Below are 25,877 nucleotides of genomic sequence, written 5' to 3' on the forward strand. Positions count from 1 at the left end.
CCGCTCGGCAAGAAAAGCAGCGGCCGCTCCCCAGGGGTGGCCGCGTGAAAGAACTGCAGATTCATTCTGCGGATACGTAAGGAGATCGGTTCCCATGCCGAAGATGAAGACCCACAGCGGTGCTAAGAAGCGCTTCAAGCTGACCGGCACTGGCAAGCTGAAGCGTCAGCAGGCCAACCGCCGCCACTACCTCGAGCACAAGCCCACCACGTTGACCCGCCGCCTCGCCGGCGACCGCATCGTCTTCAAGGGCGACGCGAAGGTCATCAAGAAGATGCTCGGCGTCTAAGTTCCAAGTTCCCGGCAGCTGCCATCCGGTAGCAGCCGACTACACCAAAGCCTTCTCAGGCGAGCCGGATACCGGCTGTAGCAGCTTGGGATAAGAAATTTTGAAGGAGTACGCACGTGGCACGTGTGAAGCGGGCGATTAATGCCCACAAGAAGCGTCGGGTTGTCCTTGAACGGGCCAAGGGTTACCGCGGTCAGCGGTCCCGCCTGTACCGCAAGGCAAAAGAGCAGCTGCTGCACTCGTTTGTGTACAGCTACGGCGACCGCCGCAAGAAGAAGGGCGATTTCCGTCGCCTTTGGATCCAGCGCATCAACGCTGCATCCCGCGCCAACGGCCTGACCTACAACCGCCTCATCCAGGGCCTGAAGGCTGCTGAGGTTGAGGTCGACCGCCGCATGCTCGCAGAGCTGGCCGTCTCTGACGCCAACGCTTTCGCTGCCCTGGTCAAGGTCGCCAAGGACGCCCTGCCGGCTGACACCTCCGCTCCGGCCGCCAAGGTTGCCGCTGCTTCGAAGGCTTCCGCGAAGGCTGCTCCCGCTGCCAAGGCTGCGCGCGCCGTCACGGCAACCGTTTCCGAGGAAGAGCCCGCTGCCAAGGCCCCCAAGGCCAAGGCTGCGAAGAAGCCTGCCGCTGACGCTGCCGAGTAGTACGCAAAGCCACGGTTCAGAGGACGGTGGCACTAGCCACTAAAGTTCTTATATGAACGAAACCGGGCGCCCGCAAGATTTCCTGATGTCCAACCCCCGAGCCGATCGGGTGAGGGATGTCGCGAAACTTGCAGGGCGCCCGGCCCGTTTAAAGCGGGGCAAGTTCCTCGCTGAGGGTCCCCAGGCCGTCCGGGAGGCGCTGGTCCTGCACCGTGAGCGACGCGCTGCAGGGGAGTCCGGCGTCGTACACGAAGTCTACGCAAGCGAAAGCTGCCTTGAACGGCTACCGGAACTCGCCGGGCTGGCTGAGGGCGTGGGCTTGCGGCTTGCGAGCGATGACGTCCTTGCCGCCATGGCGGACACGGTGAATCCCCAAGGCATTGTGGCCGTCTGCGACTTCGTGGACGTGAGCCTTGAGTCGGTGCTCGACGCCGGGCCGCGGCTTATCGCCGTCATGTGCCAGGTGCGGGACCCCGGCAATGCGGGAACGGTACTTCGGGCAGCCGACGCCGCCGGCGCCGATGCGGTGGTGCTCACCGGTTCCAGCGTTGATATCTACAACCCGAAGGCCGTGAGGTCCACGGCAGGTTCCCTCTTCCATTTGCCTGTGGTGCTGGGAGCCGACGTCGAGCATCTCGTAGCACTCTGCAAGGAACGCGGCATCGGAATCCTCGCCGCGGACGGCTACGGGACTTTGAACCTCGACCAGCTTCAGGATGAGAACGCCGCACGACGCCTTGGGGCGTCCGAGGCTACTTCCGACTATCCCCTCGAGGCACCCACCGCGTGGTTGTTCGGCAATGAAGCCCAAGGACTTTCCGAGGCCGAACTCGCCCTCGCAGACCACCGGGTGGCAGTGCCCGTGTATGGATCTGCCGAGAGCCTCAACCTCGGCACCGCAGCCACTGTGTGCCTCTACGCCAGCGCGCGCTCCCAGCGGGGCTCCTGACGCTGCCTCGCATCCCTGCGGTACTCACTCACATCCCCGAACCTGAAGAGGTGGAGCTTTCGTGGCTGCAAATGGCGGTACCAAGGCGATCGTGGCGGCGTTGTCCGCCAACCTGACGATCGCCCTGCTCAAGTTCGTCGCATTCATCCTCACCATGTCATCGTCCATGCTGGCCGAGGCGATCCACTCCGTGGCCGATTCCGGTAACCAATTGCTCTTGTTGGTTGGCGGCAAACGTGCGCAACGGGCCGCGAGCCCTGAGCACCCGTTCGGCTATGGCCGTGAACGGTACATCTATGCGTTCATCGTCTCGATTGTGTTGTTCAGCGTCGGCGGCTTGTTCGCGCTCTTTGAGGCCTGGGAGAAATTCCAGAACCCGCATGCAATTGAAGGCAGCTTCTGGTGGGTTCCGCTGGCGGTTCTGGTGGGCGCGATCATCGCCGAGTCGTACTCGTTCCGCACGGCCATCCACGAATCCAATCCACTGCGCGGCAAGCAGAGCTGGGTCAAGTTCATCCGCAATGCAAAGCAGCCCGAACTGCCCGTGATCTTGTTGGAGGACTTCGGGGCGCTTCTGGGCCTGGTTTTCGCCCTGTTCGGCGTAGGCATGACCCTCGCGACCGGGAATGGTGCATGGGACGCCGCGGGAACCGGCATGATCGGCCTGCTGTTGGTGGCGATCGCAGTGGTCCTCGCTGTGGAAACTAAGTCGCTGCTGCTTGGCGAGTCGGCCACCAAGGAGGATGCTACGCGCATCGCCGAGGCCATCGAAGCGGACGGAACGCGCATCATCCATCTCAAAACGATGCACCTGGGACCGGAGGAATTGCTTGTTGCCGCCAAGATCAGCGTGGGCGTCGCCGATACCGGCCAGGAGATCGCCCGGGCAATCGACGACGCCGAACTCAGGATCCGCACGGCGGTCCCCATCGCGCGGGTCATCTACCTCGAGCCGGACGTGGAGCGCGTCCAGGCCTAGGAGCGTCTCCACCGGAGTTTGTGTACAGATCTTGCCCCTTATCCGCTGCTCCGTTAAGGGGTGCGAGCTGTACACAAACTCGCCAGCCGGGGAGGGCTATGCTGCCAGCGGCTTCTTGCGTTCCAGCCAACCACTGATGCCGGCGACGCCGAGTCCCAGGACAGCGAGGACCGACCCGACGATGGCTGGTGCCACATACCCCCAGCCCCAGGCGATGACCACGCCGCCAAGGAAAGCACCCAAGGCATTGGCGACGTTGAGGGCGGAGTGGTTAAGCGAGGATGCCAACGATGGCGCGTCCGGCGAGGCGTCCAGAAGGCGGGTCTGCAGCGGCGGGACCAACATGGAACCGATCCCGCCTACTACGAAGACCATGACGAGCGCCGACCAAGCCCAGTGGGCCGCGACGGCATAGGCCACAAGCGCCACTGCGATGGCGGGGAGGACGCGGTAGATGGTTCCCATCACCGATTTGTCCGCAATGCGCCCGCCTACGATGTTCCCTGCGACCATGCCGAGGCCGTAGAGGGCGACGACAAGCGGGATCAGGGCTTCCTGCATGCCGGCGACGGACGTCATGGTGTGGGCGATGTATGTGTACGTCGCGAAGAATCCGCCGAATCCAATGATGCCGATCAGAAGCGCCAACCAGACCTGGATTCTTTTGAGGGCGCCGAGTTCCCGGCGGATGCTGGCTTCGGGAGGGGCAGGTTCAAAGGGCACGAACTTCCACATCAGCGCGCTCGTAGTCAGTCCGATCACCCCGACCACGATGAACAGCAGGCGCCATCCGAACGCCTGGCCAAGCCAGGTGGCCACGGGAACGCCGATGACGTTGGCGATCGTGAGCCCGCCCATGACCATGGAGATTGCCCACCCACGCTTCGTCGGCGCAACCAAGCTCGAGGCGATCACTGCGGCAATGCCGAAGAACGCACCATGCGGCAGGCCGGAGGCGAACCTCGAGATCAACATGGTTCCGTAGTCCGGGGCGATGAAGGACGACAAGTTGGCGATCGACAGGAACAACATGAGCCCCAGGGCGAGCTGCTTACGGGGGAGTTTGGCACCGAGCGCCGCGAAGACAGGCGCGCCCACCACGACGCCCAAGGCATAGGCGGAAATGAGGTTTCCCGCCTCGGGCGTGCTGATCCGGAGCCCCTGTTCGACTTCCTTCAGCAACCCCATCATGGTGAACTCGGTGGTTCCGATCGCAAAACCACCCATCGCCAAGGAAAAGATGGCAAGCGCCACGTGGCGGGATCGGGTCTTCGGGGAGGTCTTGCTGACAGCAGTGGTGGTCATCGTCCTGTTTCTTGGAATGTGAGCTGAAGGCCGCTCGAAGAGGAATAAATCCGATTTTCAAGCTTAGTGTGGGACCCGGGCTGAATGCTCGTCAATGTGACAACTCCCATAGGCGGAACGCGGGCGCGCCGGGCAGGGATCCGATGGCCCATAGACTATTGCGGTGACTGCTCTGATAAGCGTGGCGGGTGCCGCCGTCGTCGATTCTTTGGACGCTCCAACCCGGCTGCTGGTTGCCCGGCGCAGCGCCCCTCCGCAGTTCGCCGGTATGTGGGAGTTCCCCGGCGGGAAACTGGAAGCGGGGGAGACTTTCGAAGCTGCGCTGCACCGTGAACTGCTCGAGGAACTCGGCATTGCGGTGCGCCTCGGTGCCGAAGTCGAATCCGACGCCGGGCCTGGCTGGCCATTGAACGAGCGGGCTGTCATGCGCGTGTGGTTCGCTGAAGTCCTCGACGGCGAACCGCGGCCCCTTCAAGACCATGACGAACTCCGCTGGGTCCCGCTCGGCAACGGGACCGAGGCCTTCGCCCTGCCGTGGATTCCCGCCGACTTGCCGATTGTCCGCGCTTTGCTGGCGCGGGTCGATTCCGGGTTGCGCAGCTAGAAAAGCTTCGCCTGTCCAGCGGTTGGATGCGCGACGGCGGCTTCCTTGCGGGCCGTCGCCCTGCGGTGACTGAACCCGCTGCTTCCGGTGAACCCGTGACGTGCTTTGAAGTATTTGATGCGCCCGGTCAGCCAGGTCTTGTATTCATCGGAGACATAGGCCCCGCGTCCGTAGAGTCCCTTGTACTTTTCCACTAGCGCGGGGTGATGTGCCGACAACCATTGCATGAACCACTCCCGGGTGCCCGGCCGCAGATACAGCGCTCCTGCCGTTACTCCGGTGGCGCCGGCGGCGGATAGCGCCGCGAAGAGCGACTCGAGGGCGTCGTCGCTGTCCGTCAGCCAGGGCAGGATGGGCATGGCCATGACTCCGCAGGAAAGTCCGGCGTCGCGCAAGCGCAGGATCAGCCTCAGCCTGGCGCGCGGTGCTGGCGTTCCTGGTTCGATGACCGCGGCGAGGGATTCGTCCGTCATGGCGAGTGAGATGCCGACGTCCACGGAAACCTGGCTCGAGGCGTGCTTCAGCAGCGGAATATCGCGGCTGAGGAGAGTTCCTTTCGTGAGGACGGAGAACGGTGTGCCGGACTCGGCCAGGGCTCGGATGATCCCCGGCATCAGCTGGTAGCGGCCTTCCGCCCGCTGGTAGGGGTCCGTGTTGGTGCCCAAAGCGACGTGGTGGTGGCCCCACGCGGGCTTGGAAAGTTCCTTGCGCAAGACCTCGGCCGCGTTGATCTTCACGATCACTTGCGAGTCGAAGTCATGGCCGGCATCGAATTCCAGGTACGTGTGGCTCTTTCGGGCGAAACAGTACACGCACGCGTGGCTGCATCCGCGGTACGGATTGATGGTCCATTCAAAAGGCATCTGGGAACCGGACGCCACCTTGTTGAGCACCGATTTGGCAGTGACCTCATGGAAGGTGACTCCGGAGAACTCGGGGGTTGAGACGGAACGCACAAGCCCGACCAGCGGCAGCAGGGCGTCCGAAGCTGGGGCGGCTCCGGACGGGACGCTGACGCTGTTGTCTCCGAGCGCCGGACCACGACGTGGTGAAATTGCCTGTGCGTCCCATCTCATGGACTCCATTCGAATATATGTTCGAAGTCTTGTCAAGGCCGCCCGGCGCTACAGGAGAAGATTCCACCGTGAGCTGGACTGCGAACCGGTCATTGCTAGGGTGGGTCCATGATCCTGCTGTCCGGCTTCGAGCCATTTGGCGGCGACTCCAGCAATCCATCGTGGGCGGCTGCCATCGCTGCCCGGGACATCCTGCGCGCCGAAGGCCACGAGGTCGACGCGATCGAACTGCCGTGCGTCTTCGGCGAATGCGCCACGATCTTGCGGGAAGCCATCAACCGCCTGCGGCCCGGTCTGGTCATTTGCCTAGGGCTCGCCGGCGGCAGGGACCGGCTGTCCTTGGAACGCATAGCCATCAATTGCGACGACGCCAGGATTCCGGACAACGCTGGAAACCGGCCCATTGACGAACCGGTTGATCCTTCAGGGCCAGCTGCGTATTTCACGAGCCTGCCTATCAAGTCAGCCCTTCGCGCACTGCAGATCGAGGGGATCAAAGCCGAAGTCTCGCAGACCGCGGGAACGTACGTCTGCAACCACGTGTTCTATGCCTTGATGCATGAACTATCCACCTCGGACCAGGCTGCTGGCGTGCGCGGCGGCTTCATCCACGTGCCGTACGAGGACACGCCTACGGCACCCACCATGTCCATCCGGGACATGGGAGAGGGAATCGCCGTCGTTGTTCGCACAACGCTGCTGACCCCCGCGGATGCGAAGGTGTCCGCGGGAACGTTGCACTAGCGAACCGAAGTCAACCGGCCTCGCCATCGGGGGATTCAAGCTCCCACTGGACCACGACGGCCGCTGAGATCGCCACGGAACCAGCCTCGATCGCGACGCCTTCGCTGGCCGCCGCGCGGGCGAACCCGGCAGCCAAGGGGACCGGGTTGCCGTGCTCCGGACGTTGGTCGATCGACAGCACCTGTCCCAGTCGCGCACCCGCGAGGGAGGCGAAGCGGGCTGCCTTCGCCTCGGCGTCACGCCAGGCGGCTTCCTGCGCCTGCGCCGCCACCGCGGTCGAATCCCGAAATCCTTGCTCGATCCCGTTGATACGGACGCTGTCACCTCCCGCCGCAACTGCGGCGGAGATGGCAGCAGGAGCGGCCGACGGCGGGCTGACGCGGGCCACCAGCGTGGTGGCGGCAGTGTATCCGTTGATCTTTTGCCCGTGGTTTTCACTCCATGCGAGCTCGGCCCGGAGGTTCAGGCCGCTCGTCCTTAGCTTGGACTCTTCCACCCCGTGTCCACGTAAGGCGCCGGTCACCGCGGAGGCGGTCTGTCCGGCGTCGTCATATGCTTCCGCCGCGGAATCCCGCCGGACCTCGACAGCGAGCGTGAGGGTGAGCAGGTCGGGAACGGCTTCGGCTGTTCCTTCCCCGGTGACGGTGATGGTTCGCGTCGTGGCCATGAGGCCATGCTAGCTGCCCGGACTTCCACCGCGTCACGCGTTAAATCCCGGTCGGAGGCTTCAACTAGACTGGAGCTTAGTGCCCGTCGGACGCCTCCGGCGAGCACTGCTCCTGCCTTTGCGACGGCCCAGCCATGGCGCTGCCCGGCGGGGACCAATTCCGACTCGTAGCTAAGAACAGTAGATGACTGACACTTTGCCGGGCGCTGCCATCCCGAACCCGCTGGATGAAGCCGCCATCACCGCTGCCGTTGAGGACGCAGTCGCTGCGATTGCCGCCGCATCCTCCCTCGAAGAACTCAAGGCCGTCCGCTTGGCGCACACGGGCGAGAAGTCGCCTTTGAGCCTTGCCAACCGCGAAATCGGCGCGTTGGCCAAGGAGCACAAGGCCGCTGCCGGGAAGCTCATGGGATCCTCCCGTGGTCGCGTCAACCAGGCGCTCGCGGCACGCACCGCCGTGCTCGAGGCCGAAAACGACGCCCGCATCCTCGTTGAGGAAACCGTGGACGTCACGGCGGCACCAAGGCGTCGTCGCGCCGGAGCCCGGCACCCGTTGTCGACGCTGCAGGACCGCGTCGCCGATATCTTCGTTGGCATGGGCTGGGAAATTGCCGAAGGCCCGGAAGTCGAGTCCGAATGGTTCAACTTCGACGCCCTCAACTTCAAGCCGGACCACCCGGCCCGCGAAATGCAGGACACCTTCTTCGTGGAGCCTCCCGAAGCCCACTTGCTCATGCGCACGCACACCTCGCCGGTACAGGTCCGCTCCATGTTGGAACGCGAAGTCCCCATCTATGTGTTGTGCCCTGGCAAGGTGTTCCGCACAGATGAACTCGACGCAACCCATACCCCAGTCTTCCACCAGTTCGAAGGCCTCGCCATCGACAAGAACCTGAGCATGGCCGACCTCCGAGGCACGTTGGAGCACTTCGCGCGGCAGATGTTCGGCGACGAAGCCCAGATCCGCTTGCGCCCGAACTACTTCCCGTTCACGGAACCGTCCGCCGAGCTGGATATCTGGCACCCCGGCGCGAAGGGCGGCCCCCGCTGGATCGAATGGGGCGGCTGCGGCATGGTCAACCCGAATGTCCTGCGTGCGGCAGGCATCGATCCGGACGAGTATTCAGGTTTTGCCTTCGGCATGGGCATCGAGCGCACGCTCATGTTCCGCAATGAGGTCGGCGACATGCGGGACATGATCGAAGGCGATGTACGTTTCAGCGAGCACTTCGGGATGGAGATCTAACAGTGCGTATCCCACTTTCCTGGTTGCGCGAATTCGCGCAGGTTCCGGCCGACGCAACGGCCGAAGACGTCATGGCGGACCTCGTCAAGGTCGGCTTTGAAGAGGAAGCCGTCCACCGTCCCACGGACGAACTGAAAGGCCCCATCGTGGTGGGCCAGGTCCTGAGCCTCGTGAAGGAACCGCAGAGCAACGGCAAGACCATCAATTGGTGCCAGGTGCGGGTGGTCCCTGAAGGCCAGGAGCAGACCCTCGCGGGCAAGGGCATCGACCCCTCCGGCGTGCAGGGCATCATTTGCGGTGCCCACAACTTCGTCGAGGGGGACAAGGTCGTGGTGACCCTCCCGGGTGCTGTGCTGCCGGGCGACTTCCACATTTCGGCGCGCAAGACCTACGGCCACATGTCTGCAGGCATGATCGCTTCGGTGCGTGAATTGGGGATCGGCGAGGACCACGACGGCATCCTGGTGCTCTCCCGGATCGGCCTGGACCCCGAGGTCGGGACCGACGCCATGTCCCTGCTTGGCCTCTACGACGAAGCCGCGGAAATCAACGTGACACCGGACCGTGGCTACGCGTTCTCGATCCGTGGCGTCGCCCGCGAATACGCCCATGCCACTGGTACGTCCTTTGTGGACCCGGCCTCGAAGGTCACCGTCCCGGCTTCCCTTCAGGGCGGCTATGGCATCAAGCTCAACGACGACGCCCCCATTTACGGAAATCCCGGTTGCGATCGCTTCGTGGCCCGGACGGTTCGTGGCGTGGATCCCTCCCGGCCCACTCCGCCGTGGATGGTTTCCCGCTTGCGTCTGGCCGGCATCCGTTCGATTTCGCTGCCCGTGGATATTTCCAACTACGTGATGCTTGAGCTGGGCCAGCCCAACCACTGCTACGACCTCGACAAGCTCTCGGGCGATATTGTGGTTCGCCGTGCGGTCGCGGGGGAAAAAATCACCACGCTGGACGACAAAGTGCGTGCTCTCGACGTCGAAGACCTCCTGATCACCGACGATTCCGGAGCGATCGGCATTGCCGGCGTGATGGGCGGGGCCAACACGGAGGTCTCCGATTCGACAACCAACATCCTGGTCGAAGCCGCCCACTTCGACGAGGTCTCCATCGCTCGGTCCCGCCGCCGGCACAAGCTTCCTTCCGAAGCTTCCAAGCGCTTCGAGCGCGGCGTCGATTGGCACGTTGCCGGTGTGGCCGCGCAGCGCGTCGTGGACCTCCTCGTGGAACTCGCCGGTGGCACGGCGGACGAGGCCGGCACCGACGTCGGAATTGCGCCTGACGCCGTAACGATCGAACTGCCTTCCGGCTACCCCGCGGCACGGATCGGCATCGACTTCACCGAAGAGCAGATCACCGGTTCGCTGGAAGATCTGGGTGCAGTGGTCCGGAAGGACGAGTCCGCCGGATCCTATTCAGTGACGGCGCCGAGCTGGCGCAACGACCTGGAGACCAAGGAAGACCTCTCGGAGGAAATCGCCCGTCTTGTCGGCTACGAAAACATCCCGGCTACCTTGCCTGTGGCCCCTCCCGGCCGCGGCTTGACCCGGACGCAGCAGCAAAAGCGCCGGGTAGTGCAGGCGCTCGCCGACGCCGGCCTGACTGAGGTGCTGTCCTACCCGTTCGTTTCCAAAGCGACGAACGATACCTTCGGCGTTGCCGAGGAAGGCGCATCCCGGACGGCGGTCAAGCTCGCCAATCCGATCAGCGAGGAGCACGGTTACCTCCGTACGTCCATCCTTCCGGGCTTGATCGAGGTGGCCCGCCGGAACCACTCCCGCGGGTTCCGGGACCTTGCCGTCTTCGAGGCGGGTTCCGTGTTCCTTCCGGATGGGCAGTTGGGCACTCCGTCCATCCCTCCGCTGGGCATCAAGCCTTCGGACGAGGTGCTTGACGGACTGTACGACGGCGTTCCGAACCAGCCGCTGCACGTCGCCGCGGTCTTGACCGGCCACGATTCGCCGGCCGCCGCGGAGCACAAGCCGCGCGCCTGGGATTGGGCGGACGCGCTCGATGTTGCCCGACTCGTTGGCGATGTCCTGGGCGTCGAACTCGTGGTCAGCCAAGGCAGCCACCAGGCGTTCCACCCCGGCCGTGCCGCGCAACTAGCGCTTCGCTCGGGCGCGGTGGTTGGATACGCCGGCGAATTGCACCCCAAGCTGCTCGCCGCCCATGACATGCCGGCACGTTCCGTGGCTCTTGAGCTCAACGTGGACGCGCTCTTCGAAGCCGCGCCGGACGTCATTGTTGCCAAGCACATCTCCGGTTTCCCGGTGGCCACGCAGGATGTCGCCCTCGTAGTTCCGCAGGATGTCCCGGCGGACGCGGTGCTCGCGGCCCTTCGCGAAGGCGCAGGCGAGCTCCTTGAAGACGTCGCGTTGTTCGACGTCTACGCGGGCCACGGCATTGAGGACGGCAAGAAGTCGCTCGCCTTTGGCTTGCGGTTCCGCGCGACGGACCGCACTCTGACCGCAGACGAGGCCTCGGAGGCCCGCGAGGCCGCTGTGGCAGTTGCCGCTGAGCGGTTCGGAGCAGTCCAGCGCTGACAGGCATCAACCCAGGGATCGAGGGGCTGGTTGTCCGTATCCAGCCCCTGGACCATGTCGATTCCGCCGCCATCGAACTGATGGCGGCGGAATTGCTGTCTTCGGCCGAGATAGCCCGCGCGGACTCCATGGCCACCGCTCCACGATTCGAGTTCCTGGCGTCCCGGGTGGCCCAGCAACGGTTCGCCGCGGGGCTCCTGGGGGTTCCGGCGACGAAACTCACGGCCGCTTACGAGTGCCCGCAGTGTGGCGCGGGACCGGACATAGCCCACGGCCGGCCAGGCTACCTGCTCGACGGCGATGCAGCCCCGTTGCTGCTCAGCGCCTCGCGGGCGTCGGGCTGGGTGCTGTTTGCCGCCGTCGTACGCCCCGGGAAGGGGCTCCGCCTGGGGGCCGACCTCGAAAGCGTGGCTGCCACGGAGTTCGTAGGCTTCGACGAGGTCGCCTTGACCGCAAATGAGCGGCGTCACCTGGCATCTATGGAGCCGGGGCTCAGCCCACGGGAGCGGGCGCGGTTGTGGGCGCGCAAGGAGGCCTGGCTCAAGATGACCGGAGAGGGACTGCGGGTCCGCCCGGATTCACTCGACGTCCTGGACAAACCGGGGCTGCACGATTATGAGTCGTCCAGCAATCAGAAGCCGTTCAGCAATCAGGAGCCGTTCAGAAATATCCCGTCCGGCTTCGTGGCCGCCCTCGCCATCGGAACCGGTGCCGTACCTCGCTAGGGTGTTGCGGCGTTGCTTTGTCCTATGCCAGTTGCGGCAGCTGGGCCTGGTAAAGCCAGGGCCGAAGGACTTTCGCGGCATCAAGCCCGGGCACGTAAGAGTTTGCCGTAACCACGAACTCGGCTGTGGAAACCGAGCTGTGTCGCTTGGTTTCAGTCCAGTGGCGCAGCAATCCGAAGAACGCCGTGTCCCCACATGCGAGCCGGATGGCATGGAGCGCCAGCGCCCCGCGCTTGTACACGCGGTCATCGAACATGAGCTCCGGGCCGGGGTCGCCGATCACCAGGTCCTGGGCGGTGACGCCGAGCTTGCGCCAAGCAGCTTTCGCGCGGTTGGCTACGGACATCACACCGGCTTCCTCGGACCAGATCCATTCGGCATAGCAGGCGAAGCCCTCGTGCAGCCAGATGTCCCGCCAACTGCTCACCGTGAGGGAGTTGCCGAACCACTGGTGGGAGAGTTCGTGGGCGATGAGGCGCTGTGCCTCCCATGATTGCTCCATGTGGTTCCGGCCGAAGATCGAGAGCGTCTGGGCCTCGAGGGGGATTTCCAATTCGTCATCGGTGACCACAGCCGTGTATTCGGCGAAGGGATACGGACCAAAGCAATCCACAAACGTACGCATCATGTCGGCTTGCCGTGCCAAGCCTTCCCGGGCCTCGGACAACAAGCCGGGGGAGACAGCGACGAATTGGGGCACGGCCGTTTCCCGCGGTGCCAGGAAACGGTGCCCGGTACGCGCATCCGCCCGTTGCAGCGAGGGGCTGAGCTGGTGAAGCCGATAGCGCCCGATCTGAACTGTGGCCAGGTAACTGGCCATTGGCTCGCTTTGTTCGTAGACCCAGGTCTCCCGGCTTGATTTCCGGCTGTGGGAAATCAGGCGGCCATTGCAGACGGCACGGTAGTTGTCATCGGTGGTCACGCTGATCAGGTAACTGGATTTGTGGCGCGGGTGGTCGTTGCAGGGGAACCACGACGCAGCGCCGTTCGGTTGCCCCGCAACCAGCACGCCGTCGTCGAGCTCTTCCCAACCGACTTCGCCCCACAAACCCTTGCGTGGTTTCGGATTGCCGTCGTAGCGGAGCTCGACCAGGAAGGTCTGCCCGGCCCGCAGCCGGTCCCTGACTGTGATGACGAGGTGTTCGCCACGCGAGGTGAACTTCTGCACCTTCTTGCCGTCCACCAGGATCTTCGACGCCTTCAACCCCACCAAGTCCAAGACCACTGTGCCGATGTCCTCGAGGGCCATGCAGCGAAGGGTCGCGCGGCCGTTGAGCCTGTTGCTGCCAAGGCTGTAGTCAAGGTCCAACTCGTACCGGAGTACGTGGTATGCGGTGCTTCCGTGGTGCAGGGTGTAACGGTCAGCGGCAAGTGCGGGTGTTCCTGGTTCGGTGCGGCTCATGTGAGCTGGCTGCCTCCGTATGGCTTCTTGTGCGGGATTCTGGTGGGCTGGTTGCTCGCTGTTGTTCCTGCCAATGTACGCTACGGACGGCCGTTACGGACCCGTCCAGGGGCTCACCGGGTTGCCGATCCAGTACGTACCGGCTGGAACGGTCTCGCCGCGCATGACCAGCGACGCCGGTCCCACTGTTCCACCTGCCCCGATGCTGGCGCGGGGCAGAATGACGCCATGCGGCCCCATCGTCGCCCCGTCCCCGAGCACCACCGTGTCGATGCTCATGACCCGGTCGTGGAAGAGGTGGGTCTGCACGACGCAACCGCGGTTGACCGTTGAGCTTTCACCAAGGGTGACAAGGTCGGCTTCGGGCAACCAGTAGCTTTCGCACCAGGTTCCCCGGCCGATCTTCGCGCCGAGGGCCCGGAGCCACCACACCAAGGCGGGCGTTCCGGATGCCGATCGGGCGAACCAAGGTGCGCTCACCATTTCGATGAAGGTATCCACTACCTCGTTCCGCCAAATGAACGAACTCCACAGCGGGTGTTGGCCTTCCTTGATCCGGCCGACCAGGACCCACTTCGCCGCGACCGAACTCGCTGCCGCGACGGCTCCCGCCGCGAGGACTACGATGCCGCCCAGGACGGCAGCCAGCCAGTAGGACGTTTCGGAAGCGATCCAGTCAAGGACCAGCATGATGCCGACGGCGATCGCCACTGTGAGGATCACGGGCACCAGCCGGCACAATTCCCACAGCGCCCGCTTGGTCTTGAGTCCCCAGGGCGGGTTGAAGGTGAGGCTTTGATCGGACGCGATGGCGGTACGGCGCAGCCTCACGGGAGGACTTCCAAGCCAGGAGGTGCCGGACTTTGCCTTGGCCGGTGTCGCCGAGAGCACTGCGACGAGCGAATTCTTGGGAACGCTGCGCCCTGCCGCTGTCATGCCGGAGTTGCCCAGGAACGAGCGCTTGCCGATTTTTGCCGGCGCGATCTTCATCCAGCCCCCGCCGAGTTCGTAGGACGCCACCATGGTGTCGTCCGCCAGGAAGGCACTCTCGCCAATCGTCGTCATGCGCGGAAGGAGCAGGACCGTGGAGGCTTCTACGTTTCGCCCGACCTTCGCGCCAAGCATGCGCAGCCAGACCGGGGTAAAGAGGCTCGCGTAAATGGGGAAGAGGAGGTCGCGTGCGAGGTCCAGGACGCGTTCCGTGGCCCACACTTGCCAGCCCACCCGGCTGCGTACCCGGTAGTAGCCCTCCTTGAGGCCGAAGCCCAGCAGCCGGGTGGTCACCAGGATCAGCAGGAGGTTGCACAGGAACCAGGCGAGTGCGGCGAACGGAACGGACAGCATGAGCTGCGGGAAGGCGTCCGCGAGGGAACTCCTGCCCTGGATGAACAGCAAGGAAACGTAGGCGCCCACGCACGCCGAAACGTACGGGATGAGGGCCAGGATTGCAGACGCTGAAGCAAAAGCGGTGAACCACAGCCTGCCGATCAGGTGGTGGGTTGCCGGGGCCTCGGGCCAATCGCTCTTTGCCTTGCCTCGGCGTTCGGCCGGGGATCCGGCCACGAGGTGCCCGGACTTCACCTTGCCGAGGACGGCGGAACCCGGCTCGACCCGGGCGCCGGCGCCGATGCTGGTGCCGGGCATGAGGGTGCTCCGCGAACCCACAGTTGCGCCAGGGCCCACATGGACAGACCCTATGTGCACGTAGTCGCCGTCGATCCACCAGCCGGACAGATCCACTTCGGGTTCGATGTTGCAGCCGCTGCCGAGCGAGAGCAGCCCCGTGACGGGAGGCAGTGAGTGCAAATGGACGTTGTTGCCGATCTTCGCGCCCAGGGCCCTGGCGTAATAGGGGACCCACGGCGCGCTCGCCAGGCTGACGGCGCCGGAGAGATCCTGGATCTGTTCGGCGAGCCATAGCCTCAAGTGCACCTTGCCCGACCGCGGGTACGTACCGGGTTTCACTCCGCCCAGGAGGAGGCGCGCGGCCAGGATCGAGATGGCCATGCGGCCCGGCGGGCTGACGAACGCCAGCCAGGACGCCAGGATCCACCACCAGGACACCACGGGGGCGGCCGAGAAGCCGGCGAAGGCGGCCAGCAGGTTGTTGGCGACCATCAGGTACGTGAGCCAGCGCATGCCCACCAGGATGTTGAGGAGGACGCCCATCAGGGTTTGGAAGACCTGGGACTTCCTGGCAGTCGGCCGGACGGTGCGCTCGGCTGCCGGTCCGGCCACGTGGCCTTCGGGCAGCGATTGGCGTGCCGTGTCGATCAAGGCACCCACCCTGGGCGTGGCGTAGATTTCCGCGACGGTGATGGTAGGGTAGCGCACCCGCAATGCCGAGACGAGCTGGGCCGCGGCGAGGGAGCCACCGCCATACGCAAAAAAGTCGGCGTCGAGCGAGGTGACCGGCGCTCCCAGGACGCTTTCCCATTGGTCCACTACCCATTGGGCGTCCTCGGGCAGGTTGAGCGGCGCCTTCTCCGCGTCGGCCGCAGCTGCACCGGCCAAGGGCCACGGAAGGGAATGCCGGTCGACCTTGCCGCTGGTCTTCGTCGGGAGGGAGTCCACCACGGTCATGAGCGGGATCAACGCCGCAGGGAGGCTCTCGGTCAACAATTCCCGGGCAGCCACGAGATCGATTTCTTCGTGTCCCGCAGGTGCGAGGTAACCGACCAGGATCTGGTTCCCCGCCGCCGTCGTGCGCACCGCGGCTGCGGCTCCAGCGACTCCGGGAAGGGCCTGGAGCGCTGCGTCGATCTCGCCGAGCTCGATTCTTCGGCCGCCGAGCTTCACTTGTTCATCGGCGCGGCCCTGGAAGATGAGTCCTGCTTCCTCGTAGCGCACAAGGTCGCCGGAACGGTACGCCCGTCCCCAACCAAGCGACTGCATGGGCGCGTACTTTTCCGCGTCCTTTGCCGGATCAAGGTAGCGCGCCAGGCCGACGCCGCCAATGATCAGTTCGCCGATCTCGCCTTCAGCGACGGGCACCCCGGCGGAATCGACAACGGCGAGGTCCCAACCGTCGAGGGGCAATCCGATCCGGACCGGGCCGCTGCCGCCAAGGGGAGCGGCGCAGGCCACGACGGTCGCTTCGGTGGGGCCGTAGGTGTTCCATACTTCGCGGCCGTCGACGGCGAGCCGCTCGGCGAGTTCCGGCGGGCACGCTTCGCCGCCGAAGATCAGCAGGCGCACGTTTTCGAGGGCTTCCGCCGGCCACAACGCCGCGAGGGTCGGCACGGTGGAGACCACGGTGATGCCGTGGTTGATCAGCCACGGTCCGAGATCCATCCCTGAACGGACGAGCGCCCGCGGCGCCGGCACGAGGCATGCTCCGTGCCGCCACGCCAGCCACATTTCCTCGCAGGACGCATCGAAAGCCACGGAGAGCCCGGCCAGGACCCGGTCCTGTGGTCCGATGGGCTCGTCTTGGAGGAAAAGCCGGGCCTCGGCATCCACGAATGCTGCCGAGGAACGGTGCTGCACCGCTACACCCTTTGGCGTGCCGGTGGATCCGGAGGTGAAAATGACCCAGGAATCGTCCGCGAGCCGCGGCGCCCGGGGCGCCGGGTGGGGCGTTGGCCGTGGGGCGGAAAGCTCGATCTTGCGGCCCTTCGTGACCACCGCGGCCACCTTCGCCTCGCCGAAAACCAGCCGTGCCCGCTCTTCGGGGTCATCGGCGTCGACGGGCACGTAGGCCGCTGCAATCGACAGGATGGCCAGGATGGAAATGTAGAGATCATTCGTCCCCGAGGGGATCCGGACGCCGATCTTGTCTCCGGGACCCAGTCCCGCCTCGACGAGCGTCGCGGCGAAGCGGCGGACCTGTGCCAACAAATCGGAGTAGCTCAGGGATTTCTGCCCGTCATCGAGGGCTGAGGCTTCAGGAAAAGCCCGTGCGGTTGCGTCGATGATCCCAAGGAGGGTGCGCGCCGGTGGCGCGGCCGGGCCTCCTTGAAGCTGGGGCAGGTACACAGCCTGGAGTCCGGGGTGGGTTGCCCGGGCATCATGTTCTTGGGTCACCAAAGGATTTTCGCGTCTGTAGATGAACAAAAGGTGTCGGAGGCCGCCCGGGCTTTCCCCGCGCTTTACCCAACATTAATCCAGTGGACGCCTGGAAGTCGCCCTTTTACGGAACTTGCCCCTACGGAAGCAGGAGCAGCTTCCCCGTGGTCTTCCGTCCTTCGAGGTCGCGGTGGGCTTGGGCGGCCTCGGCGAGGGGGTACGTCCCGCCGACCCGTACCTTGAGGGCGCCGCTTGCGGCGGCGCCGAAGACCTCGGCCGAACGCCAGCGGCGTTCCTGGGGGTTCTGCAGGAAGTGGGCAAGGGTCGGCCGGGTCAAGGACAAAGACCCTCCGCGGTTGAGCCGTTGCGGATCAAAGGGAGGCACCGGCCCCGACGCCGCCCCGAAAAGAACAAGGGAGCCGCGGATGCGCAGGCTTGCCAGGGAATCGTCAAAGGTGTCCTTGCCGACGCCGTCGTACACAACATTGACGCCTTCGCCGGAGGTCAGTTCGAGGACCTTGTCGGCGAAACCGGAGTAGCGGAGGACCTCGTCCGCGCCGGCTTCGCGGGCCAATGCTTCCTTCTCGTCCGAAGAGACTGTGGTGATGACGCGGGCGCCGCGTGCCTTGAGCAGTTGCGTCAGGATGAGGCCGACGCCGCCGGCTCCGGCGTGGGTCAGGACCGTGTGGCCCGGCTCCACCCGGAACGAGGAGTTGATGAGGTAATGGGCCGTCATCCCCTGGAGGGGCAGCGCGGCCGCCGTGTGGTCCTCAACGCCGTCCGGCACGGGAAGGGCCTTGTCCGCGTCAATAAGGGTGTACCCGGCGTAGCTGCGGGAGCCTTCGGCGGTGGCCACGCGATCTCCCACTGCGAAGTCCTCGACCTCGGAGCCAACGGCTTCAACTACTCCGGCGGCCTCGGAGCCGGGGGTGAACGGATATTCGACCTTGTAGACCCCGCCGCGCTGGTAGGTATCGATGAAGTTGACGCCTGCGGCGACCACCTTGACGAGCAATTGGTGCGGGCCCGGTGCCGGGACCTCCACGTCGCTGAGTTCGAGGACTTCCGGTCCTCCGGCCTGCCGGGCGATGATCGCGTGCGTCATGGGGCTCCTTCCGGGTCGGGGCGCGTTCGCGCCCACATTCACACAACCATCCTAGGGAGGGGAGTCCGCCGGGTGTCCAGTCAGGGCCGTTCGCCCGCCCGGCGTCAAGGCCGAAGACTGATAAATTCTCCGCCCAAAGGGCCCCGAAACGGAGGAGCGTTAGCCGTCGAGGCCCCCGGCGCGGGCGATTGCCGGCGCTTAACTTCGGCCGTGGGCGGAGGCCACGGGGCAGTCAAATCCGCGGCCCGCGGCAAGCCCCACCTCGTTGAGGTACTTCACAACGATTGCATAAGACTGCATCAAGGTTGTCTCCGTATAAGGGATGGAATGCGTAGCGCAGAAGGTCCGGACGATCGTGGCTGCCTGGTGCAGTTGGGGACGCGCCATGTCGGGGAAAAGGTGATGCTCCACTTGGCGGTTGAGGCCCCCGAGGAGGAAGTCCATGACGCGGCCGCCGGAAATGTTCCGTGAGGTCAGGACCTGCCTGCTGAGGAAGTCGGCCCGGCTGTCTTTCGGTAGGACCGGCATCCCTTTGTGGTTGGGGGCGAAAGAAGCGCCCATATAGAAGCCGTATACGGCGATTTGGACCCCGATGAATGCGAAAGCCATACCCAGCGGGAGGAAAGTGAACGCGAGGACCGGCAGCGCAAGAAGGCGTGACAGGAGGATAGGCGTCTCAACCCAACGATGCCGCACGTTTCCGCGTCCCAAGACGAATCGGATGGAGTCGAATTGCAGGCTGAGCCCAAGCAAGGCCAGCAACGGGAAGAAGAACCAACCTTGCCTGCGCGTCAGGAACGCGAACCGTCCATTCCTGCCGACCGCGGCCTCGGGATAGAACACCAAGCCGTTGTTCCTGATGTCCGGATCTTTTGAGATCACGTTGGGGTGGTTGTGGTGGGCGCCGTGCTTTTGTTCCCACCAGGAGTAGCTGATGCCGGCGATTCCGGTGGCGAGGAGTCTGGCCGACCAGTCGTTGGCGCGGCGCGAGGCGAAGACCTGTTTGTGCCCGGCTTCATGGGCCAAGAAGCTCAATTGCGTGCAGACGATCCCCAGTGCCGCCGCAATGAGCAGTTGGAACCAGGAATCACCAAGCAAGCCAAAGCCGAGCCACGTTCCGGCCATGAGGACCATCAAGGAAACGAAGAGCCCTATGTAGAAGCCGGTGCGCCGCTCCAGCAAGCCTGCGGCGCGGACGCCCTTGAGTAGTTCCGAGTAGCTATGAACCACGGGGTTGGGCTGGATCACACGCGCTTTCGGGCGCTCAGTGGTGGAGGTGGGTGTCATGAATGGTTGTGCCCCGTATCGGTAACGGGCAACGCTGCAGCCGACGTTCGGTCTGCACGGTCTGGATCACCCTTTATTCAGCATACGCGTGCCTACCAAATGCCCATATCCGCGGTGATAGATCGGTTCGCTCATGGGGGCGGGACGGCTCGACGGTGGTTTCATCGGGTGGGGAGTCGCGAAAGTGCATAAATATCGGGATCTATGAATATTTTTGCTGTATAGTCATGCCATGACTATTTCTGTTGCCGTCTCCGGTGCCAGCGGTTACGCCGGAGGAGAAGTGCTGCGCCTCCTGGCCGGACATCCCGACGTCACCATCGGCGCCATCACCGCGCACAGCAATGCCGGTTCCAGACTAGGGGAGTTGCAGCCGCATCTCCATGGCCTGGCCAACCGAATTCTGGAAGACACCAGCGTGGAGAACCTTGCGGGCCACGACGTCGTCTTCCTCGCGCTCCCGCACGGAGCATCGGCTGAGATCGCAGCGCAGTTGCCGGAAGGTACCCTGGTGATCGACGCCGGAGCGGACCACCGGCTCGAAGACCCCGCAGCCTGGGAGAAGTTCTACGGTTCGGACCATGCGGGAACGTGGCCGTACGGACTTCCCGAACTGCCGGGCCAACGCGAAGCGCTCAAGGGCGCGAAACGGATCGCGGTGCCCGGCTGTTACCCGACGTCGGCGCTGCTCGCCCTCACACCTGGCTACGCCAACCAGCTCCTCCAGCCCGACGACGTCGTGATTGTTTCCGCCTCGGGAACCTCGGGCGCGGGTAAAGCGGCGAAAGTGAACCTCATCGGCTCGGAAGTCATGGGCTCCATGAGCCCCTACGGCGTGGGTGGCGGACACCGGCACACCCCGGAAATCGAACAGGGGCTGTCCAACGCGGCCGGAGAGAAAGTCACGGTGTCCTTCACCCCGACGCTCGCCCCCATGAGCCGCGGCATCCTCAGCACCGCGACGGCCAAGGCCAAGCCGGGCGTCACCGCCGCCGAGCTCCGGAGCGCTTGGGCCGAGGCGTACGACGACGAACCGTTCGTGCACCTGCTTCCCGAAGGACAGTGGCCTGCCACCAAGTCGGTGCAGGGCTCCAACCACGCCGTCATGCAGTTGGCGTTCGATGAACATTCCGGCCGCGTTATTGTCACGTGCGCCATCGACAACCTGACAAAGGGGACTGCCGGCGGTGCCGTGCAGTCCATGAACATCGCCCTCGGCCTGGATGAATCCGCCGGCCTCAACGTGCAAGGAGTTGCCCCGTGACCATCACCGCACCCCAGGGATTCCGCGCGGCCGGAGTCAAAGCCGGAATCAAGGCTTCGGGCAACCCGGACCTCGCCCTGGTTGTCAATGACGGCCCGCTTAAGGCCGGCGCTGCCGTTTTCACGTCCAATCGCGTGGCCGCGGCACCCGTGCACTGGTCCCGCCAAGTGGTTTCGGATGGCCGCGTTGACGCCGTCGTCCTGAATTCGGGCGGCGCGAACGCCTGCACTGGTCCGCAAGGCTTCCAGAACACGCACGCAACCGCTGAAAAAGTCGCCGATGTCCTTGGAATCTCCGCGTCCGACGTCGTTGTTTGCTCCACCGGCCTCATCGGCGAGCACTTGCCGATGGACAAGATCCTTCCCGGCGTGGAGGCCGCTGCCGCCGGCTTGTCCGAAGACGGCGGCTCTGCAGCCGCAACGGCGATCATGACCACCGACAGCGTCGCGAAGGAAGCCGTCTTCACCGGCACCGACGCGGAAGGCAAGACCTTCACTGTCGGCGGTATCGCGAAGGGTGCGGGCATGCTCGCTCCCGGCCTGGCCACCATGCTGGTTGTCCTCACCACGGATGCCCAAGTCCCCGCGGAAGAGCTCGACGTCGTCCTCCGCGACGCCACGCGCGTCACCTTCGACCGCACGGACTCGGACGGATGCATGTCCACGAACGACACCGTGGTGCTCCTGGCATCGGGAGCCTCGGACGCCATTCCGTCCGCCGAACAGCTGGGTGCCGGAGTCACGCAGGTGTGCGCCGAGCTCGCCCGCAAGCTGATCGGCGACGCAGAAGGCGCCAGCCACGACATCGCCATCCGCACGTTCAACGCCGCCAGCGAGCGCGACGCCGAAGTGGTAGGCCGTTCGGTGGCACGGTCCAACCTCTTCAAAACCGCGATCTTCGGCAAGGACCCCAACTGGGGCCGTGTCTTGTCCTCGGTGGGCACCACGGACGCCGTCTTCGAGCCGGACCAGCTCAACGTGTCAATGAACGGGATCCAGATTTGCCGCAACGGCGGCATCGGCGACGACCGTGGACTGGTGGATCTTGAATCCCGCGAAGTCCTCGTGGAAATCGACCTGCAAGCCGGCGACGCCGAGGCCACCATCTGGACCAACGACCTCACGCACGACTACGTGCACGAGAACAGCGCCTACTCGAGCTAGGGAAGGACGGACCGTGACCGCGCACACCCGCGAGAGCACCTCCACAAGCACCGATCCGGCAAAAACAGCGCAGGACAAGGCCGCGACCCTGATCGAAGCGCTGCCCTGGATCCAGCGCTTCGCCGGCACCACCATGGTGATCAAGTACGGTGGCAACGCCATGGTCAACGACGACCTCCGACGAGCCTTCGCCGAGGACGTCGTCTTCCTGCACCACGTAGGCATCCACCCCGTCGTCGTGCATGGCGGCGGCCCGCAGATCAACTCGATGCTCGGCAGGCTGGGAATCGAATCCGAATTCAAGGGCGGCCTGCGGGTCACCACCCCTGAAGCCATGGACGTCGTGCGCATGGTGCTCACCGGACAAGTGGGGCGCGAACTCGTTGGCCTGATCAATTCGCACGGCCCGTACGCCGTCGGAATGTCCGGCGAAGACGGCGGCCTCCTGCGCGCCGTCCGAACCGGAACCGTGGTGGACGGCGAGGAAGTCGACCTCGGCCTCGTGGGCGAAGTGGTCGGCGTCGACCCCACAGGCATCGAGGACATCCTCGCCGCGGGCCGCATCCCGGTGATTTCGACCGTCGCCCCGGAGATCATCGACGACGGCGACGGCGACCCCGCGACACAGCGGTTCCAGACCACCGGCCAGGTGCTCAACGTGAACGCGGACACCGCAGCTGCTGCCGTCGCCTCCGCCCTGGGCGCGTCCAAGCTGGTCATCCTCACCGACGTCGAGGGACTCTACGGCGACTGGCCGGACAAGTCCTCGCTCATCTCATCCCTGACCGCGACGGAACTGCGGGAGATGCTGCCGCGGCTGGAGTCCGGCATGATCCCGAAGATGGCCGCGTGCCTGAAAGCCATCGACGAAGGGGTGCGCCAAGCACACATCGTCGACGGTCGCTTGCCGCACTCAATGCTGCTTGAAACCTTTACCACCGCGGGCATCGGAACCCAGGTTGTCCCCGACGAGGAAGTGAACCCATGAACGAAACAGCGGGCCTCGGCCCTGCCGGCGAGGTGGCCACGGCTACAGAAGCCGCAAGCAACCTCGTCGCGAACAGCAGCGGAGCCGATTGGCTTGCCCGCTACAATACGTCCCTCATGGGCGTCTTCGGCACGCCCCAGCGCGTCCTCGTCCGCGGAGCCGGTTCCCTCGTCTGGGACGCCGACGGCAAGGAATACCTGGACCTGCTCGGCGGCATCGCCGTCAACGCGATGGGTCACGCCCATCCCTTCGTGACCTCGGTCATCGCGAGCCAGTTGGCGACGCTGGGCCATGTGTCCAACTTCTTCACTAGCCCCACACAGATCGCGCTCGCGGAAAAACTGCTCGCCCTCACCAACGCTCCTGCCGGCTCGAAGGTGTTTTTCGCCAACTCCGGCACGGAAGCCAATGAGGCCGCTTTCAAACTGGCCCGCCGCAACGCCGACGCCCCCGCCGGGGCCAAGGCAGCGAAGCGCACCAAGATCATCGCCCTCGAAGGCGCGTTCCACGGCCGCACCATGGGCGCGCTCGCCTTGACCGCCAAGGAAGCCTACCGTGCACCTTTCGAGCCCCTGCCCGGCGGCGTGGTCCACATCCCGTTCGGCGACATCGAAGCCCTGCGTGCCGCCGTCGACGACACCACGGCCGCGGTCTTCCTCGAACCCATCCAAGGTGAAGCGGGAGTCCGCCCGCTTGGCAAGGAATACCTGCAGGCGGCCCGGGAGGCCACGAGCAAGGCCGGCGCCCTGCTGATCTTGGACGAGGTCCAGACCGGCATCGGCCGCACCGGCAAATGGCTCGCCAGCGAGGACGCGGGAATCGTCCCGGACGCCGTGACCCTCGCCAAAGGACTGGGCGGCGGTTTCCCCGTGGGCGCGCTCATCACCTTCGGGCCGTCGACGTCGTCGCTCCTCACGGCGGGCCAGCACGGCACCACGTTCGGCGGCAATCCCGTGGCCACCGCCGCGGCCCTCGCCACCTTGCACGCCATTGAGAACCAGAACGTGCTGGACAACGTGCTCACCGTCGGCGCGCGGCTGCGGGCCGGCCTGTCCGACGTCGACGGCGTCACGGAAGTGCGCGGCGAAGGCCTCCTGATCGGATTCGACCTCGACGCCGAGATCGCGCCGGCCATGGTTACCGCGGCCCTCGACGCCGGCTTCATCATCAACAGCCCGGGCCCTCGCACCATCCGCCTGGCCCCGCCGCTGATCCTGACCCTTGAACAGGCGGACCGGTTCCTTGACGCGCTGCCTGGAATCATCGAGGCGGCATCAGCCCAAACCTCCACACCCCCGACCTCCACACCACTGACCGATGAGGACGCACAGTGAACACCTCCACCCGCCATTTCCTGAAGGACACTGACCTCACGCCGGCTGAGCAAGCCGAGGTGCTCGAGCTCGCCGTGCGCATGAAAGCGGCCCCGTACAGCGTCCAACCGTTCGCCGCGGACGGGAACGGTCGCAAGACGGTCGCCGTCATCTTCGACAAGACCTCCACACGCACCAGGGTTTCCTTTGCCACGGGCATCGCGGATATGGGCGGCAACGCGCTCATCATCAACCCCGGCGAAGCGCAGATCGGCCACAAGGAATCGGTCGAGGACACAGCGAAGGTCCTCGAGCGCATGGTCTCCACCATCGTGTGGCGCACGGGCGCCCACAGCGGACTCGTGGCGATGGCAGAGAACTCGAAGGTCCCCGTCATCAACGCCCTGTGCGACGATTACCATCCCTGCCAGTTGCTCGCGGACCTCCTGGCCGTCAAGGAACACAAGGGCGAACTCAAGGGCCTCACCATGGCCTACCTGGGCGACGCCGCGAACAACATGGCCAACTCCTACCTCCTGGCAGGCGTTACGGCTGGCATGCACGTCCGGATTTCCGGTCCGGACGGCTACCTCCCGGCGGTGGACATCGTGGAGGCGGCAGAGGAGCGCGCAGCCGAGACCGGTGGCTCCGTTCTCATCACCACGGACGCCGCGCAGGCGCTCCAGGGCGCTGACGTCGTCGCCACGGACACGTGGGTGTCCATGGGCCAGGAAGCCGAAAAGGAAGCCCGGATGCAGCTTTTCCGCGACTATTCCGTGGACGAGGCCGCCCTGGCACTCGCGGCGCCTGACGCCGTCGTGCTCCATTGCCTGCCCGCCTACCGCGGCTACGAGATTTCGGCCGGTGTCATCGACGGACCGCAGTCCATCGTCTGGGACGAAGCGGAAAACCGCCTGCATGCCCAAAAGGCGCTCATGGCGTGGCTCATGCACAAGTCGGGACTTGCCTTCGTCGAGGGTCTCACCCCCGTTGAAGGAACCGGGGAGAGCACGTTCTAGTGTCCGCCCACCCGGCGTCGCAAGGCGCCAGTCCAACCACCAAGACAGCCCGTCAGGCGCGGATCACCGCGATCCTGACGGGCGAGTCCGTGCGCTCGCAGGCCGAGCTCGCGGCGTTGTTGGCGGACGACGGCGTGCAGGTCACCCAGGCGACCCTGTCGCGCGACCTCGTGGAACTCGGGGCGGTCCGCGTTCGCGGCAAGGACGGCGCGCTGGTGTATGCGGTGCCCGGCGAGGGCGGCGACCGCAATGCAAAGAGCGGCGTCACCCAGGAAATCCTGGATGCGCGCTTGTCGCGGCTTTGCGGCGAATTGCTTGTCACCGCCGAAGCCTCGGGCAACATCGTGGTGCTCAGGACGCCTCCGGGCGCCGCGAACTTCCTCGCCCTTGCGATCGACCACTCCGTGATGCCGTCGGTATTGGGTACGATCGCAGGCGACGATACCTTGCTTTTGGTTGCCAGGGATCCCGACGGCGGTGCCGAACTCGCGGCACGGTTCCTCCAATTGGCGCAGGACGCCGGACCGGGCAACTAGCCCAACCAA

The 25,877-nt window shown here is 65.1% G+C and carries 22 protein-coding genes; 15 read left to right on the plus strand and 7 right to left on the minus strand.

Features of this window, described 5'->3' with window-relative positions:
• Nucleotides 1–94 precede the first annotated feature (94 nt).
• The 4 genes from rpmI (at nucleotide 95) to E1809_RS04045 (ending at nucleotide 2,864) form a co-directional block, all read left to right on the plus strand.
• The gene (rpmI, locus tag E1809_RS04030) at nucleotides 95–289 is read left to right on the plus strand and encodes a 50S ribosomal protein L35 (RefSeq protein ID WP_133202937.1); all 195 of its coding nucleotides are present in this window, start codon (nucleotides 95–97) and stop codon (nucleotides 287–289) included.
• A 116-nt stretch (nucleotides 290–405) separates the two neighbouring features.
• Nucleotides 406–936, plus strand: a complete 531-nt coding sequence (rplT, locus tag E1809_RS04035) for a 50S ribosomal protein L20 (protein WP_133202938.1) — start codon at nucleotides 406–408, stop codon at nucleotides 934–936.
• Between the two features lie 52 nt (nucleotides 937–988).
• Complete coding sequence (locus E1809_RS04040) at nucleotides 989–1,885, plus strand: TrmH family RNA methyltransferase (RefSeq protein ID WP_133202939.1); 897 nt, start codon at nucleotides 989–991, stop codon at nucleotides 1,883–1,885.
• 61 nt (nucleotides 1,886–1,946) lie between these two features.
• The gene (locus E1809_RS04045) at nucleotides 1,947–2,864 is read left to right on the plus strand and encodes a cation diffusion facilitator family transporter (RefSeq protein ID WP_133202940.1); all 918 of its coding nucleotides are present in this window, start codon (nucleotides 1,947–1,949) and stop codon (nucleotides 2,862–2,864) included.
• Between the two features lie 96 nt (nucleotides 2,865–2,960).
• Here the strand turns inward: E1809_RS04045 and E1809_RS04050 are convergent, their stop codons facing one another.
• Entirely contained in the window at nucleotides 2,961–4,169 is a 1,209-nt protein-coding gene (locus tag E1809_RS04050) for an MFS transporter (RefSeq protein WP_133202941.1), read from the minus strand.
• Between the two features lie 163 nt (nucleotides 4,170–4,332).
• Here E1809_RS04050 and E1809_RS04055 point away from each other — a divergent pair, with 163 nt between their 5' ends.
• Nucleotides 4,333–4,773, plus strand: coding sequence for a (deoxy)nucleoside triphosphate pyrophosphohydrolase (locus tag E1809_RS04055; RefSeq protein ID WP_133202942.1), 441 nt, complete (start codon nucleotides 4,333–4,335; stop codon nucleotides 4,771–4,773).
• Here the strand turns inward: E1809_RS04055 and E1809_RS04060 are convergent.
• Nucleotides 4,770–5,849, minus strand: a complete 1,080-nt coding sequence (locus E1809_RS04060; protein WP_133202943.1) for an Rv2578c family radical SAM protein — start codon at nucleotides 5,847–5,849, stop codon at nucleotides 4,770–4,772. The two genes, E1809_RS04055 and E1809_RS04060, sit on opposite strands and share 4 nt — an antisense overlap.
• Before the next feature lie 108 nt (nucleotides 5,850–5,957).
• Between E1809_RS04060 and pcp the strand changes: the two genes are divergently transcribed.
• Nucleotides 5,958–6,593, plus strand: a complete 636-nt coding sequence (gene pcp, locus E1809_RS04065) for a pyroglutamyl-peptidase I (RefSeq protein ID WP_133202944.1) — start codon at nucleotides 5,958–5,960, stop codon at nucleotides 6,591–6,593.
• A 10-nt stretch (nucleotides 6,594–6,603) separates the two neighbouring features.
• Here the strand turns inward: pcp and E1809_RS04070 are convergent, their stop codons facing one another.
• Nucleotides 6,604–7,260 (minus strand): SIMPL domain-containing protein, encoded by a 657-nt coding sequence (locus E1809_RS04070; RefSeq protein ID WP_133202945.1) that lies wholly within the window; start codon nucleotides 7,258–7,260, stop codon nucleotides 6,604–6,606.
• 184 nt (nucleotides 7,261–7,444) lie between these two features.
• Here E1809_RS04070 and pheS point away from each other — a divergent pair, with 184 nt between their 5' ends.
• The 3 genes from pheS to E1809_RS04085 all read left to right on the plus strand — a co-directional run bounded on the left by pheS (nucleotide 7,445) and on the right by E1809_RS04085 (nucleotide 11,783).
• Nucleotides 7,445–8,506, plus strand: a complete 1,062-nt coding sequence (gene pheS, locus E1809_RS04075) for a phenylalanine--tRNA ligase subunit alpha (protein ID WP_133202946.1) — start codon at nucleotides 7,445–7,447, stop codon at nucleotides 8,504–8,506.
• A gap of 2 nt (nucleotides 8,507–8,508) precedes the next feature.
• Nucleotides 8,509–11,058, plus strand: a complete 2,550-nt coding sequence (pheT, locus tag E1809_RS04080; protein ID WP_133202947.1) for a phenylalanine--tRNA ligase subunit beta — start codon at nucleotides 8,509–8,511, stop codon at nucleotides 11,056–11,058.
• An 80-nt stretch (nucleotides 11,059–11,138) separates the two neighbouring features.
• Nucleotides 11,139–11,783, plus strand: coding sequence for a 4'-phosphopantetheinyl transferase family protein (locus tag E1809_RS04085; protein WP_133202948.1), 645 nt, complete (start codon nucleotides 11,139–11,141; stop codon nucleotides 11,781–11,783).
• Between the two features lie 22 nt (nucleotides 11,784–11,805).
• Here the strand turns inward: E1809_RS04085 and E1809_RS04090 are convergent, their stop codons facing one another.
• The 4 genes from E1809_RS04090 to E1809_RS04105 all read right to left on the minus strand — a co-directional run bounded on the left by E1809_RS04090 (nucleotide 11,806) and on the right by E1809_RS04105 (nucleotide 19,585).
• Entirely contained in the window at nucleotides 11,806–13,185 is a 1,380-nt protein-coding gene (locus E1809_RS04090; protein ID WP_133202949.1) for a M1 family metallopeptidase, read from the minus strand.
• Nucleotides 13,186–13,278: 93 nt separating this feature from the next.
• Entirely contained in the window at nucleotides 13,279–17,211 is a 3,933-nt protein-coding gene (locus E1809_RS04095) for a Pls/PosA family non-ribosomal peptide synthetase (RefSeq protein ID WP_133202950.1), read from the minus strand.
• A 121-nt stretch (nucleotides 17,212–17,332) separates the two neighbouring features.
• Nucleotides 17,333–18,298 (minus strand): quinone oxidoreductase family protein, encoded by a 966-nt coding sequence (locus E1809_RS04100; RefSeq protein ID WP_133202951.1) that lies wholly within the window; start codon nucleotides 18,296–18,298, stop codon nucleotides 17,333–17,335.
• A 198-nt stretch (nucleotides 18,299–18,496) separates the two neighbouring features.
• On the minus strand, nucleotides 18,497–19,585 hold the full coding sequence (locus E1809_RS04105) for a fatty acid desaturase family protein (protein ID WP_133202952.1): 1,089 nt from the start codon (nucleotides 19,583–19,585) through the stop codon (nucleotides 18,497–18,499).
• A 232-nt stretch (nucleotides 19,586–19,817) separates the two neighbouring features.
• Between E1809_RS04105 and argC the strand changes: the two genes are divergently transcribed.
• From argC to E1809_RS04135, 6 genes are read left to right on the plus strand one after another with little or no spacing between them, the layout of a single operon-like run.
• Nucleotides 19,818–20,849, plus strand: coding sequence for an N-acetyl-gamma-glutamyl-phosphate reductase (gene argC / locus E1809_RS04110; RefSeq protein ID WP_133202953.1), 1,032 nt, complete (start codon nucleotides 19,818–19,820; stop codon nucleotides 20,847–20,849).
• On the plus strand, nucleotides 20,846–22,012 hold the full coding sequence (gene argJ / locus E1809_RS04115) for a bifunctional glutamate N-acetyltransferase/amino-acid acetyltransferase ArgJ (RefSeq protein WP_133202954.1): 1,167 nt from the start codon (nucleotides 20,846–20,848) through the stop codon (nucleotides 22,010–22,012). Before argC ends, argJ begins: the two co-directional genes overlap by 4 nt.
• A gap of 13 nt (nucleotides 22,013–22,025) precedes the next feature.
• Nucleotides 22,026–23,000, plus strand: coding sequence for an acetylglutamate kinase (argB, locus tag E1809_RS04120; RefSeq protein ID WP_133202955.1), 975 nt, complete (start codon nucleotides 22,026–22,028; stop codon nucleotides 22,998–23,000).
• Nucleotides 22,997–24,334, plus strand: coding sequence for an acetylornithine transaminase (locus tag E1809_RS04125; RefSeq protein WP_133202956.1), 1,338 nt, complete (start codon nucleotides 22,997–22,999; stop codon nucleotides 24,332–24,334). The genes argB and E1809_RS04125 overlap by 4 nt, the downstream gene beginning before the upstream one ends.
• On the plus strand, nucleotides 24,331–25,332 hold the full coding sequence (gene argF, locus E1809_RS04130; protein WP_133202957.1) for an ornithine carbamoyltransferase: 1,002 nt from the start codon (nucleotides 24,331–24,333) through the stop codon (nucleotides 25,330–25,332). The genes E1809_RS04125 and argF overlap by 4 nt, the downstream gene beginning before the upstream one ends.
• A complete protein-coding gene (locus E1809_RS04135) occupies nucleotides 25,332–25,868 on the plus strand; it encodes an arginine repressor (RefSeq protein WP_133202958.1) in 537 nt (178 codons plus the stop codon). The genes argF and E1809_RS04135 overlap by 1 nt, the downstream gene beginning before the upstream one ends.
• Nucleotides 25,869–25,877: the final 9 nt, after the last annotated feature.

Origin of the sequence: Arthrobacter terricola (assembly GCF_004354015.1) — a bacterium.
GTDB classification, from domain to species: domain Bacteria; phylum Actinomycetota; class Actinomycetes; order Actinomycetales; family Micrococcaceae; genus Arthrobacter; species Arthrobacter terricola.